The sequence below is a fragment of the Paenibacillus protaetiae genome (genome assembly GCF_004135365.1).
Lineage (GTDB): Bacteria > Bacillota > Bacilli > Paenibacillales > Paenibacillaceae > Paenibacillus_AP > Paenibacillus_AP protaetiae.
This window is the reverse complement of record NZ_CP035492.1, coordinates 732,766-746,854: the sequence shown is the minus strand read 5'-3', so window position 1 is coordinate 746,854 and position 14,089 is coordinate 732,766. Positions and strand designations below refer to the sequence as shown.

At 54.4% G+C, this 14,089-nt stretch carries 11 protein-coding genes and 1 pseudogene; 1 reads left to right on the top strand and 11 read right to left on the bottom strand.

Annotation, left to right across the window (positions count from 1 at the left end; genetic code table 11):
• Positions 1–4: 4 nt before the first annotated feature.
• The 10 genes and pseudogenes from rpe to coaBC form a co-directional block, all read right to left on the bottom strand.
• A complete protein-coding gene (rpe, locus tag ET464_RS03190; RefSeq protein WP_129438185.1) occupies positions 5–649 on the bottom strand; it encodes a ribulose-phosphate 3-epimerase in 645 nt (214 codons plus the stop codon).
• A 5-nt stretch (positions 650–654) separates the two neighbouring features.
• Positions 655–1,578 carry a ribosome small subunit-dependent GTPase A gene (gene rsgA / locus ET464_RS03185; RefSeq protein ID WP_129444024.1) on the bottom strand — a complete coding sequence of 308 codons (924 nt, stop codon included), beginning with the start codon at positions 1,576–1,578 and terminating at the stop codon, positions 655–657.
• A 13-nt stretch (positions 1,579–1,591) separates the two neighbouring features.
• The gene (gene pknB, locus ET464_RS03180) at positions 1,592–3,787 is read right to left on the bottom strand and encodes a Stk1 family PASTA domain-containing Ser/Thr kinase (RefSeq protein ID WP_129438183.1); all 2,196 of its coding nucleotides are present in this window, start codon (positions 3,785–3,787) and stop codon (positions 1,592–1,594) included.
• 5 nt (positions 3,788–3,792) lie between these two features.
• Entirely contained in the window at positions 3,793–4,563 is a 771-nt protein-coding gene (locus ET464_RS03175; protein WP_341869740.1) for a Stp1/IreP family PP2C-type Ser/Thr phosphatase, read from the bottom strand.
• Complete coding sequence (gene rlmN, locus ET464_RS03170; protein WP_129438181.1) at positions 4,560–5,606, bottom strand: dual-specificity RNA methyltransferase RlmN; 1,047 nt, start codon at positions 5,604–5,606, stop codon at positions 4,560–4,562. Before rlmN ends, ET464_RS03175 begins: the two co-directional genes overlap by 4 nt.
• A 107-nt stretch (positions 5,607–5,713) precedes the next feature.
• Positions 5,714–7,177: a 16S rRNA (cytosine(967)-C(5))-methyltransferase RsmB gene (rsmB, locus tag ET464_RS03165; protein WP_129438179.1), complete on the bottom strand. Its 1,464-nt coding sequence runs from the start codon at positions 7,175–7,177 to the stop codon at positions 5,714–5,716.
• Positions 7,174–8,124, bottom strand: a complete 951-nt coding sequence (gene fmt / locus ET464_RS03160) for a methionyl-tRNA formyltransferase (RefSeq protein WP_129438177.1) — start codon at positions 8,122–8,124, stop codon at positions 7,174–7,176. The genes rsmB and fmt overlap by 4 nt, the downstream gene beginning before the upstream one ends.
• 4 nt (positions 8,125–8,128) lie before the next feature.
• Positions 8,129–8,632 (bottom strand): peptide deformylase, encoded by a 504-nt coding sequence (gene def / locus ET464_RS03155; RefSeq protein WP_129438175.1) that lies wholly within the window; start codon positions 8,630–8,632, stop codon positions 8,129–8,131.
• Between the two features lie 42 nt (positions 8,633–8,674).
• Positions 8,675–11,169, bottom strand: a pseudogene (gene priA, locus ET464_RS03150) (primosomal protein N').
• Positions 11,166–12,386, bottom strand: a complete 1,221-nt coding sequence (coaBC, locus tag ET464_RS03145; RefSeq protein WP_129438173.1) for a bifunctional phosphopantothenoylcysteine decarboxylase/phosphopantothenate--cysteine ligase CoaBC — start codon at positions 12,384–12,386, stop codon at positions 11,166–11,168. The pseudogene priA and the gene coaBC overlap by 4 nt, the downstream one beginning before the upstream one ends.
• Before the next feature lie 243 nt (positions 12,387–12,629).
• On the opposite strand from coaBC, the gene ET464_RS03140 reads away from it, so the two are divergent.
• Positions 12,630–13,544, top strand: coding sequence for a J domain-containing protein (locus ET464_RS03140; RefSeq protein WP_129438171.1), 915 nt, complete (start codon positions 12,630–12,632; stop codon positions 13,542–13,544).
• Between the two features lie 92 nt (positions 13,545–13,636).
• On the opposite strand, the gene ET464_RS03135 is transcribed toward ET464_RS03140, so the two are convergent.
• Entirely contained in the window at positions 13,637–13,924 is a 288-nt protein-coding gene (locus ET464_RS03135) for a LysR family transcriptional regulator (protein ID WP_129438169.1), read from the bottom strand.
• Positions 13,925–14,089 lie beyond the last annotated feature (165 nt).

Below are 14,089 nucleotides of genomic sequence, written 5' to 3'. Positions count from 1 at the left end.
CCTCTTATCGAAGTGCAGCGATTGCCGCCTTCCGGTCCGCTTTATCAAACACCGCGCTGCCGGCAACCAGCACATTAGCGCCAGCTTCCTGAATAGCCCGGGTTGTTTCCGTATTGACACCCCCATCGACCTGCACCAGCATGTCTTGCAATCCGCGGCGCTGCAGCATAACACGAAGCTCGCGAAGCTTGTCCAGCGAATAAGGGATAAACGATTGCCCGCCAAAACCCGGGTTGACGGTCATAATCAGAATGAGATCCACATCATCCAGAACCGGCTCCAGTACGGACACCGGAGTAGCCGGATTAATGGCAACCCCTGCCGGCAAGCCAAATTCTTTAATTTGATGAAGCGTTCTGTGCAGATGAACCGTTGCTTCCGCATGAACCGTAATCCGGTCAGCTCCTGCTTTAACATAATCGGCAATCGAAAGTTCCGGGCGTTCAATCATCAAATGTACGTCAAACGGAAGTTTGGTTGCAGAGCGGATTGCTTTAATGACCGGCGGGCCAAATGTCAAGTTCGGAACAAAATGGCCATCCATGACGTCGATATGGATCCAATCTGCGCCGGCTTGTTCCGCTGCCGTCACTTCTGCGCCCAGACGGGCAAAATCGGCTGATAAAATGGAAGGAGCTATAATTGTCATATGTGTCAGTACCTCCGCTTTTTTTCCTTCATTTCTTCAAGGAACTGCAAATAATGGCTATGGCGGCTTTTCGCCACTGTGCCTTTCTCTATCCCTTCCAGCACAGCGCAGCCCGGCTCATGCACATGCGTGCAGCCCCTGAACTTGCATTTGGGAGCGAGCTCCCTCATTTCTATAAATCCATAACCAAGATCCTCGATGCCCAGCTCTTGAAAGTCCAGCTGGCTGAAGCCTGGCGTATCCGCAACGTATGCACCGCCTACGTCTATCAGCTCTACATGGCGGGTCGTATGCTTCCCGCGCCCGAGCTTGTTGCTGATTACATTGGTTTCAAGCGCAAGACCCGGCACAATGGCGTTTAACAGCGAGGATTTGCCGACGCCCGACTGGCCGGCAAATACAGCTACATGCCCTTGAAGCCTGCTCAGCAGCTGGTCAATGCCTTCGCTGTGCCGGGAGCTGGTGCCAAGCACTTCGTAGCCGATCGAGGTATACAGCTCTCTTACTTTGTCCGCTGCAGCTTTAGCTTCAATCGACTGCGATCCTTCGTGCTCCAGATCGCTTTTGCTTAAACATAAAACCGGGCGGATCTCGGCATGTTCAATATGGACGAGAAATTTGTCAAGCAGCTGCAAATTAAGCGCCGGTTCTGTCACCGAGAAGACGAGGACGGCCAAGTCCACATTCGCAACCGGCGGACGAACGAGCTCCGTTCTTCTCGGAAGCAGTTCGTCTACTACGCCTTCCCCGTTTTCGGTGAGGCTGTAGATTACATGATCGCCGACAAGCGGCGAGAGGCCGCGTTTTTTGAACACGCCTCTCGCCCGGCATTGAATATCGTGGCCAGCGCTCGTGATTTCATCCGGCCGCACATAATAGTATCCGCTTAACGCCTTTACAATCCGTCCTTTGAGCTGCTGTTCAGCCATGTCGATCCCCTTGTTAGTTATTTCCTTCATTGCCGCCGTGATTCTTGCCGTCGCCGTTTCCATTATTGCCGTTATGTCCGGCGTCCGTGCCGCTGCCATTATCCGGGCTTGCCGGATTATCCGGCGACTGGTCCGGGCTCGGCTGGCTGTCCGCCGGTTTATTATCGGCCGGCACCGCGACGACGGATGACGTTTCCCCATTCACAATATCGTCGTAGCTGATCGATACCGTATCGATAAACTGGTCATCCCTCATGACCATAAGCGTCGCTTCCGTGTTCGGCGACAAAATGACCGTTACCGGGAACACTTGGCGTTTCGTAATCGTATGCTTCTCTTCTACATTTTGGCCGCGGGCATCGCTGTAAATAAGCAGCACTTCGCTTTTTTTGCCTTCCTGGGCCGGCGAAATGTCCACGTTAAACTGATATTGCTTAGCATCTGCCGGTGCGCCCGAGCTTACGCGAAGCGAGATGCTTGCGCCTTTGGATACCGCTTCGCCCGCCGCGTACGGAGACTGGTCAATAACTTGGTCTTTGGCATACTCATAACTGCTTTCATATAAAATATCATCGTCGGAAAGCTTTAATCCGGCATCCGCGATCATCTTCTTCGCATCCGCAAGCGACTTGCCGACAAGTTTAGGCATGTTGAACGTTTCTTTGCCTTTGCTGACCACAAAAGTAAAAGTCGCTTCTTCCGGCACAAATTCCGACTGCGGCGCCGGCGTCTGCTCCAGGACAACTCCCGGATCCTGATCATCGCTGTATTGTTCGGTCACTTGGATGCTATTGGCATCAACGCCTAACGCGATTAGCGCATCTTTGACCGATTTGATCTGCTGTCCGCGATAATCGCTTAACAATTCAGGCTGCGGCCCGTCACTGACCTTTAGAGCAATGCTGGAACCTTGCTTGGTCGTCATATGCTGCTTATTCTGGTCAAAGACGATACCTTTAGCTATCTCATCGTTATATTCATGCTGGACAGGCTCCTCAACTTTCAAGCCTTTCTCTTCAATCATCTGCCTTGCCGCTTCTTCCGTCTGGCCAATGACATTTGGCACGTCCACTTCAGGCGTGTCAAGTTTGCCAAGCAGCCATATAAAGCCGCAAATGATTAAAGCCAATATAACGAGTGTCGAGATAACAATCGTTGTCGGCCGCTTCCAGCCTTTCGCTTTCGGAGAAGCGGTGTCTGCGCTGGCTTGTTTTCGTTCCAGTACAGGAGACGCAGAATGAGCGGGATTCGCATGCGCCGGGTGACGCTCAGGCGGCTTATCTGCAATGCTGGCTGCTGGCTTGAAATCGCCGGGACGAATCGCCGGCATGACCCTTGTTTCCTCCAGATCATGATCCGATTCAAAATCGGCTTTCGGTTCGTTCAGTCTTTCCGGCCGCAGGCAATTGTCCAGATCACTTAACATTTCACGAGCGGAAACGTACCGCTCAGAAGGATTTTTGCGCATTGCCCTTAAAATAATGTTTTCCACGCTTTGAGGAATATGCGGATTTACTTTGCGCGGCTCCTCAAACGGTTCCTGCAAATGCTTAAGCGCTACGCTGATCGGGCTTTCTCCCAGAAAAGGAAGGCGGCCCGTCACCATCTGATAGAGCACAATGCCAAGCGAATAAATATCCGACTTCTCGCCGGCGGTTACACCTTTGGCATGCTCCGGCGAAAAATAATGGACCGACCCGACAACCGAGCCGGTTTGCGTAATGGTAGACGAGGTGACGGCTCTTGCGATGCCGAAATCCGTTACTTTGACCCGGCCGTTTTTGCCGATCAGAATATTATGCGGTTTAATATCGCGATGAATAATATGATTAGAATGCGCATGGTCTAGAGCATCCGCGATTTGCACGGCAATACGCACCGCTTCCTCTGCCTGCAGCGGCGCGCGTTCTTGTATAATCTCATTCAAATTATGGCCTTCGATATATTCCATGACGATATAATGGGTATCATCCTCTTGTCCAACATCGTAGATGCTGACGACATTCGGATGGGATAACGCAGCTGCCGATTGCGCCTCGCGGCGAAAGCGGTGAATAAATTCCTCATCATGAACAAACTGCTGACGCAGCACTTTAACAGCGACATAACGGTTTAACAGCACGTCATGCGCCTTGTAGACAAGCGCCATGCCGCCCCCGCCGATCCGGGATATAATCTCATAGCGTCCGCCTAAATCATGTCCTATCACAATCTTTACACCTCCTGCTTCGTGCCTGCGGAATGCTGAAGAAGAGTGACTGTAACGTTGTCATCTCCTCCGGCTTGCAGAGCCAGCTGAATGAGGCGTTCCGCCTTGGCGGAGAGCTCCAGCTCTTTCGTTGTAATCGTTTCGAGCAGCTGCTCGTCACTCACCATTGTTGTCAAACCGTCGCTGCAAAGCAGCAGCACGGCATCTTGCTCCAGCTGTACCGTCAGCACGTCAGCTTCAACGTACTCATCCGTTCCAACCGCTCTCGTTACGACATTCCTTCTCGGATGATGAGCAGCCTCCTCAGGGCTGATCTGGCCGGAACGAACCAACTCGTTCACAAGCGAATGATCTTCCGTAATCTGCTTAATACCTGCAGAATCGATCAAATAGACACGGCTGTCCCCGATATGACCAATCGTCGCTTCGCTGCCCCGCACTAATGCGGCAATCAGCGTTGTGCCCATGTTGTAATACTGCTCATTCCCGGATGCCAATTCAAATACCGTTGCATTGGCGCCTTCCATCGCGCTTCGGATAAGCGCCCGCCCTTCTTCAGGCGTAAAAGCGCCGTCTCCAATCGCACGCGACACCGCTTCTTTCATAGCGTCAACGGCTACTCGGCTGGCCACATCGCCAGCCTGATGTCCTCCCATGCCATCCGCCACAATGGCGAGCGTTATTCCGTCAGCCAGCTGGCCGACCCATGAGTAATCTTCGTTTAATTGACGAATCTTGCCGACATCGCTTTGGTTCGCCGTTATCAACGCTATCACCTCGCCGTGGACTCCATATGTTTCGCTCTCAATTGGCCGCAAGCAGCCGCAATATCATGTCCTTGCTCTCTTCGGATCGTCACATTGATGTTGTTGCGCTCCAGCACGCGGGCAAATTCGAAAATTTCATCGCGCGACGTGCGCACATATTTCCGTTCCGGCACATGGTTGACCGGAATGAGGTTGACATGGCAGAGCAAGCCTTTGAGTACATCTGCAAGCTCCTGTGCATGTTCAGGCTGATCGTTTACGCCGCCGATAAGCGCGTATTCGAACGTAACCCGGCGTCCTGTTTTGGCAATATAGTGGCGAAGCGACTCCATCACGTCTTCAAACGGATAACGGCGGTTGACCGGCATCAGCTTGGAACGCAGTGCATCGTTAGGCGCATGGATCGAGATCGCCAGGTTAATTTGCGTGTTTTCTTCCGTAAACTTGTAAATGCTTGGCACAATTCCGCTGGTCGATACCGTTATATGCCGCTGTCCGATATTCAGACCTTTTTCATGAATCATTGTGCGAAGGAACGCCATTGTCGCATCGTAGTTCTCAAACGGCTCGCCCGAGCCCATAATGACGATGCTCGAGATGCGCTCGCCTGTCGCGTCCAGCATTTGCTGGGCGGTAACCACTTGCGCCACAATCTCGCCGGCAGTCAAATTCCGCTTCAGGCCGCCAAGCGTCGATGCGCAAAACGTGCAGCCGATCCGGCAGCCGACCTGCGTCGTTACGCATATACTGTTGCCGTAATTATGGCGCATGACAACCGTCTCAATCGCATGGTTATCATGCAGGCCAAACAAATATTTGACGGTGCCGTCTTTGGATTCGAGCTTAGTAATCTCGGTCAGCGTCACGAAAGCAAACTGGTCATCAAGCTTCTGCCTCAGTTCCTTCGGAAGGTTGGTCATCTCTTCAAACTGTTTGACCCGTTTGACATAAAGCCAGTCGAACAGCTGACCGGCGCGGAACGCAGGTTCGCCGTTCTCTTTCATCCAATCCTGAAGCTGGTCGAGCGTATAGTCATAAATGAACGGTTTCATTACTAAATATCACACCTGTACGTTTTAATAAGGCGCATGAAAAATTTTTCCCGCGCGCCGTTGTCGAATATTCTACCACAAACGCCTATGCGGAGCCACATTAGCTCTTATAGCCGTTTTTTCAGCCGGGCAATAAAAAAGCCGTCGCTTTGAAAATGGTGCGGGAGCAGCTGCAAACATCCTGTAAAAGAAGCGTCCACAACCCCTGCTTCACGAAGCGGCGCAAGTACGGCGTCATTCCATTCCGCGTCCAAGTCAAATTCCGGATGTTGTTCCAGAAACCGTTCCACTTGAAGCTCGTTTTCTTCCCGTTCAATCGTGCACGTGCTGTATACAAGCACGCCGCCGGGACGGACCAGGCTGCTTGCCGTCTCCAGCAGTTCCCCCTGCAGTGCGGCAATCGCTGCTACATCCCCGGCTGTCTTGGTCCATTTGATTTCCGGTTTGCGGCGTATAACGCCAAATCCGGAACAAGGCGCATCAAGCAATACAGCATCAAACGACTCCGGCGCGAACCGCTCGCCAAGTTTGGCGGCATCCTCCGTAATCGCCTCGACGTTGTCCAGGCCGAGACGCTGCGCATGGCTTTCAATCAGCTGTTTTTTATGCGGATGAATGTCGTTTGCCCATACTTTGCCTTTGCCCTGCATCAGCTCGGCCAGATGGGTTGTTTTGCCGCCCGGAGCGGCGCAGCAATCCAGCACCTTCATCCCCGGCTGCGGCGCTACGGCCACTGCAACCAGCATGGAGCTTTCGTCCTGCACCGTCCAGCGCCCTTCCCGGTAACCGTCGGTATCCGCCAAGTTGCCGCCCCGGTCAATTACGATACCGGCCGAAGGCAATGCGGCAGAAAGCTCGGCCGTATACCCCGCTTCCTTCAGCAATCCCAGCGCTTCGGCGGCCGATTGCTTCAGCACGTTCACGCGAACCGACGCATGCGGCGGTTCGTTGCCGGATTCGCATATCGTCTCCGCCAGTTCGAAACCGTACCGGTCAATCCAGCGCTTTACCAGCCACTCCGGATACGAATGTTTGACTGCAAGCAGCGCAGCTGGGCTGTCCGCTTGAATCGCTTCAGGCACTAGCTCCTCCCGGCGGCGGACCATATTGCGAAGCATGCCGTTTACCATTCCGGATATTCCTTGATGCCCCCGCCGCTTGGCGATTACAACCGCTTCATTAACAGCTGCGTGGGACGGGATCCGGTCCAAATAAAGCAGCTGATACGCGCTCAGCCGCAGCAACTCCAGCACCCAAGGCTCCAGCTTATGCAAGCCTTTGGCTGCAAATTGGCCCAGCCAGTAATCCAGTGAGGCTCTTCTTTGGATCGTTCCGTACACAAGCTCGGTCACGAGCGCTGCGTCGGCGCGCGCAAGCTGCGCTTCCTGCAGCGTACGGTTCAGCTGCAGGTTGCTGTAAGCGCCGGTTTCCATCACCTTGAGCAGCGTATCGAGAGCGAGCTCGCGTGCGGAGCGCGGCTTCGGCGCGCGCTTCGGCTGCGTTCCCTTACCGGGTGCGCCGGCTTCTGGAGCAGGCTTCCGGCCAGCGCGAGGACTGCGTTGATTACTCATTGCGGCTCACCGCCAAACACGACGCCAGCTTCAAGCCGTGCGCCTTTCAGCCATTCGGATGCAGCCATCGCGCGTTTGCCGGCCGGCTGAATTTCCTTCAGCAGCAGCACGCCGCTGCCCGTTTGCACTGCAATGCCTTCGCTGTCCGCTTGAAGCACTTCGCCGGCAGCAGCCGCTGCATTCGGCTTCACGGAGCTGTGAGGCGATGCCGCCCACACTTTAAACACTTCCCCGGCCAAATACGTGAAAGCTCCGGCCATTGGCGACAATCCGCGGATTTGATTGTAAATCTGAAGCGCTGTTTTGCTCCAGTCTATACGTTCGTCGTCGCGGGTCAAATTCGGGGCGTAGGTGGCATCTTCTTCCACCTGCGGTTCGGCTTTGGCCGTGCCGCCGATAATAGACGGCAGCGTCTCCTTCAGCAAAGCCGCGCCGGCTTCGCTCAGCTTCGCAAACAATGTGCCCGACGTGTCATCATCGGCAATCGGCACTTCGACGCGGCTGATCATATCGCCCGTATCCAGTCCGGCCGCCATATACATAATCGTAACGCCGGTCACCTTCTCGCCGTTAATAATCGAGCGCTGAATCGGCGCGCCGCCGCGGTATTTCGGCAGCAGTGAGCCGTGCACGTTAATACAGCCGAAGCGCGGCAGCTCCAGTACCGCTTTCGGCAAAATTTGCCCATATGCCGCCGTTACAATCAAATCCGGCTTCAGCTCAGCCAAAGCAGCAACCGCTTCTTCGCTCCGCATCCGCTCCGGCTGCAATACAGGAAGGCCGCGTTTCATGGCTTCTTCCTTGACCGGAGGAGGCGTAAGGGTGCGTTTGCGGCCTTTTGGACGATCAGGCTGCGTCACAACGCCAACAACGTCGTACCCTTGCTCCAGCAAAACATGTAAAGAAGGGACGGCGAAATCCGGCGTCCCCATGAATACAATACGCATAACGTTATTCGCCGCCTTTAGAAGAACGGCCGGACGATTCCGAACGCTCGGAAATGTCGTAAATGGATTCTGCGATGTCCGTAAATAAAATGCCGTTCAAATGATCAATCTCATGCTGGAATGCACGCGCCAAATAACCGGTTGCATCAACCGTGAACGTTTCGCCAGCGCTGTTCTGCCCGGTTACCACGACATGGTTGGCGCGGCGCACTTCGCCGTTCAGGTTCGGAATGCTGAGGCAGCCTTCCGGCCCGACCTGCTCGCCGTCGCTTTCGGTAATGACAGGGTTGACCATCTCGATCAGTCCGTTCTCATCTCCTACGTCAACCACAATGACCCGCTTCGAAATGCCGATTTGCGGCGCAGCAAGGCCAACGCCTTCCGCGTCATACATCGTTTCGGCCATATCTTTCAACAGCTTTTGCAGGTTGGAGTTAAATTTCGTAACTTCCTTTGCCGTTTCGCGCAGAACCGGATCCGGATCTTTTACAATAATACGAATTGCCATGTCAGTTCCCTTCCTTTTCACAAACAATCTATAATGTTGGATTTACAAAATAACTTGCGGATCCACATCAACGCTGAACAGCACCTGGCGCTGGGCCGGCCCTTCCATAAAAGGCATCATCGCCGCACGCAGCAAGGCCGAAACGTCAATGTTTCCACGATATTTTATCACACATTGAAAACGGTAGCGATCTTTCATTTTTGAAATCGATGATGCTGTCGGCCCCAGCACCTCCATCGACTTGGGAGCGCCGTTATCCAGCTGGCCGAGGTAACCGGCGCTTGCCGCCAGTCCCCGCAGCTGCTCCGCAAACTGCTCGGCAGCTGCCGACAGCAGCGGAAGCTGCTCATGCGACATCGTAATAAGCACGAGCCGGCAAAACGGCGGGTAGCCCATGACGCTGCGATGTTTCAACTCTTCCGCAACAAAAGCGCTGTAATCATGGTGCCGGGCGGTTTCAATCGCGTAATGTTCCGGCGAATACGTCTGGATAATAACTTCGCCCGGCAGCTCATGCCTGCCCGCGCGCCCCGCTACCTGCGTCAGCAATTGGAACGTCCGCTCCCCGAGCGGAAATCGGGCAAATTTAGCGAAGTATCGGCCGCAATGACGCCAACCAGCGTAACATACGGAAAATCCAGCCCTTTCGCAACCATTTGCGTGCCAAGCAGCACATCCGCCTCACGGTTCCCAAACCGTTTCAGCAGCTTTTCGTGCGCGTTTTTCTCCGAAGTGGTATCTACGTCCATCCGGATAACCCGAATGCCCGGGAACAGCTTGGCGAGCTCTTCTTCGACCCGCTGTGTGCCGGTCCCGAAGTAGCGGATATGTTCGCTTTCGCAGGAAGGGCAGGCGGCGGGCGACAGCTCCGCATGGCCGCAGTAATGGCAGCGCAGCGCCCGCGACTTCTGATGGAACGTCAGCGAGATGTCACAATGCGGACAAGTAGCTGTATATCCGCATGACCGGCACATGACAAACGTCGAATATCCTCTGCGGTTGAGCAGCAGCACCGACTGCTCGCCCCGCTCCAGCCGCTCCGCAAGCCCCTCATGGAGCGAGCGGCTGAACATGGAGCGGTTGCCGCTCATCAGCTCGCTGCGCATATCGACAACATGGACAGGCGGCATCGGCCTGCCTGCCACCCGGTCCGGCATCGGCAGCAGCATCGAGCCGCTGCCTGCCGACTGGCGCGAGGCTGCCGCATATGACTCCAGCGAAGGCGTAGCCGAGCCTAACACGACGGCTGCCCCATGCTGGCGCGCCCGCCGGACCGCTACGTCGCGGGCATGATATTTGGGCGTATCCTCTTGCTTATAAGACGATTCATGTTCTTCATCAATAATAATAAGGCCAATATGCTCAAAAGGCGCAAATACGGCGGAACGCGCGCCGATCGCAACCTGCGCGGCCCCGTTTCGGATTTTGCGCCATTCATCATAACGCTCTCCATGGGACAGCCGGCTGTGCATCACCGCTACCAGATCGCCGAAACGCCCTTTAAACCGTTCCACCATTTGCGGTGTCAGCGATATTTCCGGCACCAGTACGATGGCCTGCCGTCCTTTATCCAGACAATGCTGGATGGACTGCAGGTACACTTCCGTTTTGCCGCTGCCTGTCACGCCGTGCAGCAGCATGACACGAGGTTCCGAGCGGTCTATCGCATCTGCTATATGCCCAAAAGCCTGCTGCTGGCCCGGCATAAGCGCCATCGGTTTCGTCCGCTGAAATTCGCGGCCGGCATACGGATCGCGCTGCTGCTCTTCCTCTTGCAGCAGCAGCAGCCCTTTGTCCGCCAGCGCGCGTACGCTTGCCGCCGAACCTCCCGCCTCCGCAAGCAGCTGCTGCAAAGGCATCGGCTCCCCCCGCTCCAGCATAAAAGCAAACAGCTCGCGCTGCTTGCCCGCCCGCGGCGGCAGCTCCGACAGCGCCTGCCGGCCCCATGCCAAATCCTCCGGCGGGTACACCGTCAGCACTTTACGGATGCCGATACGGTCCTGAATGGAAGTCCGTTCGGCCAGCCGTCCGTCTTTGAGCGCAATCTTGACGATTGCCGCATGTTCCGGATATCGGGCAAGCAGCGCCTCCAGCTTAACGTAACCTTCTTTGGCGAGCCATGCCTCCAGCTCTGCCGGCAGCGGAAAGGCCAGTCCATTTGCGGCTGCCGGCACTCCGGCGCCGTTCATCACGACGTAGCGTTCAGCTTTTCCTTTTAATGCAGATGGGACCATCGCTTGCAGCGCCGCCGTCCATGTGCATACATATTTGTCGCTCATCCACTTGGCCAGCTCGATCAGATCCGGCAGCAGCGGCGGAGCCGGGTCAAGCAGCTCGGCAATCGGCTTCACCCGTTTCGGATCCAATTCCGTGCCGGCCGCCAGCGAAATAACAAAACCTTGCAGCACCCGGCCGCCAAACGGAACGCCTACGCGGCTGCCGGTCTCAATCCATGCCTCCATTTCCGGAGGCACCTTGTAATCAAACGGCCGGTCCGTCTGGCGGCTCGGCACGTCCACAATCACTTTGGCGATCATTCCGCCTCGCCTCCGGAATGACGCCGCTCCATCCGTGCGGCAATGATAGCCAGCAGCCGGACAGCGGTTTCCCGCTTGGACATCAGCGGCAGCGCCTCGACAAGACCTTCCGGGCCGTACACTTGCACAACGTTTGTATCCACGTTAAAGCCGGCGCCATCCGCGCTGACATCGTTTGCGACAATCAAATCGCAATGTTTGCGATTCAGCTTGTCCATCGCATATTGCTCGACCTGATCCGTCTCCGCTGCAAAACCGACAAGAAACTGCCCTTGCTTGGCTGCGCCGAGCGTTGCCAGTATATCGGCCGTTTTTTCCAGCTCCAGCACCAGCTTGTCATCCGACTTTTTCATTTTACGGCTATGCACATGGACAGGGCGGTAGTCGGCAACAGCGGCGGCTTTAATGACAATATCCGAATCCCCGTACCTTGCTTGAACCGCTTCAAGCATTTGCTGCGCCGATTCCACGCGGACTACCTTCACGCCGCCGGGCGGCTGAACAGAAGTCCTTCCCGCCACAATCGTTACGTCTGCCCCCATCAGCCTGGCTGCTTCAGCGATGGCAAATCCCATTTTGCCCGAAGAATCGTTCGTAATATAACGGACCGGATCAATCCGCTCCATGGTGCCTCCTGCCGTCACAAGCACTTTTTTGCCTGCCAGCTTCTGCTCCTGACGGAAAAAAGCTTCTACGGCCAGTACAATCTCTTCCGGCTCCGCAAGCCTTCCTTTGGCTACGTACCCGCAAGCCAGCTGCCCTGTGCCCGGCTCAACAAACATCGCTCCGCGTTCTGCAAGCAGCTCCATATTGCGAACAACTGCCGGATGCTCATACATATGGACATTCATGGCCGGCGCAATCAGGATCGGCGAGGTTACCGCCAGCAGTGTCGTTGTCAGCATATCGTCGCCAAAGCCGCCCGCCAGCTTCGCAATCGCGTTGGCCGTTGCCGGGGCGACAACAATCAGATCCGCTTTATCCGCCAGATGAATATGCGTCACGACAGATGGATTCCGCTCGTCAAATGTGTCGATATGGACCGGATGGCGCGACAACGTCTGGAGCGTTAACGGCGTTATGAATTTAGCCGCCGATTCGGTCATCATGACATGGACCTCAGCGCCGGCCTGCACAAGCTTGCTGCACAAAGCAGCCCCTTTATAAGCGGCAATGCCGCCCGTAATGCCGAGTATGATCGTTTTGCCTGTTAACATTGTTTCCCCCCGCAGCAAAGCTAAAACGGCTGAAAAGCCTATTCAAGCCGAATAATTGAACATTTATCCTATCATACCATACGGGCTCGCCAAATAAAGGGCGGCTTCGATCCGCCCGCTCCCGTTTAACGACGAGATCTGCCTGTTGAAAACGGTTTAAGGGCAAGCATGGAAATTTGAAGCCCGAGGTTATATACTTACGTATAGCATTAGAGGTAATTTAATATCAACAGAGGTGACTTCATGGACGAGCTGAAACAGTCATTCGAACGGCTTGGCTTGCCGGAAACGGCAACAAGAGAAGAAGTGGAGAAGCGTTATGACACACTGCTCCGAAGAGCTCGCGCGAAAGAGCGGAGCGGCGAAGGAAAAGACGAAAGCTTCGACGAAATAACGAAAGCTTACCGTTATATTCTGACTTACGAAGACCGCAAAGCAGCCGAAGCTTTCAACCAGAAAGCGTACGGCAAGTATAAAGGAATGGCCCGCTCAGCGGAAAAGCTGGACCATTTTTGGCGGTATTACAAGTTTCACGTTTTGGGCGGCATTGTCGTCCTGGCACTTATTATTTACGGCATTAGCGCATTTCACAACCATCAGGAGGAAAAAGCAAGGCTTGCCAAGCTCCCCCCGGTTGATGTATCCATTATGATGCTCGGCGGTTATTATATGAACGATTTCAGCAACGAGACCGGTCCGCTAGAGCAATCGCTCTTAAGCAAATTTCCGGACTGGAAGCGGTTTAAGGTGCTGCTGAACTACTTGCCGCTTGATGCGAGCAATGAAACCGACATGGCCGCGCAGCAAAAAGCAGTCGTCGTCCTGGCAACGGAACGGCCGGATATTTACATCATGGATAAAAAAGCATTTGACTGGATGGGTCCGCAGGACGCCTTCCTTCCTTTAGACGATCTTGCTTCCGGACAATGGAAGCCTTACCTGGATGCCGGCAGCGGTACCGCCGTAAAAATGGCTACAAAAGATAATCCGGATGAGCATGTATACGGTATCGATATCAGCGGCACGAAGCTCGCGCAAGGCTTGCCGATCGTGACGAAGACGCAGCCAGTCGAACTTATTGCAGCTATTCGCAGCAACTCCAAAAACATTGAGAAGTCCGAGCAATTTATCGAGCAGTTCCTGAAGTCCGGCAAATGATAAAAACAAACAGGCAGGCAGCCATTGCAGGACGATTACCGTTCGTCCTTAGCAAAGGCTGCCTGCCTGTTTGATTGCCGAAGCATTTCCAATTATTCTGCCGGTTCAGCCGCATTCGCTCCTTGCTGCCGGCGCGCCGCTAGTTTTAGTTCATCGACTTTGTTTAATATTTCTTCGGCTTTGGCAATAAGCAAACTGCCTTCCGGCGTGACGCTTGCGCCCGACTTCGTCCGCAAATAAAGTTTGACGCCAAGCTCTTCTTCCAAATTCATAACGGCCTGGCTGACCGCCGATTGGCTTAGAAACAATCGTTTGGAAGCGGCTGAAAACGATCTGGCCTTGGCTACCTCCACCGCATAACCCAATTGTTCCAGGTTCATAAGCCATCTCCTCGTTCCGTTTACTTTATATATATTAATATATACTAATTATGTTTTGATCAGTTTGTTTTGTCAATGCCCGCTGGAAGTTTTCAGCACTTTCTATACATCTATGTTGACAAAAAGACGCCATTTTTTTATAATGAGTGCATAATTTATGCACCT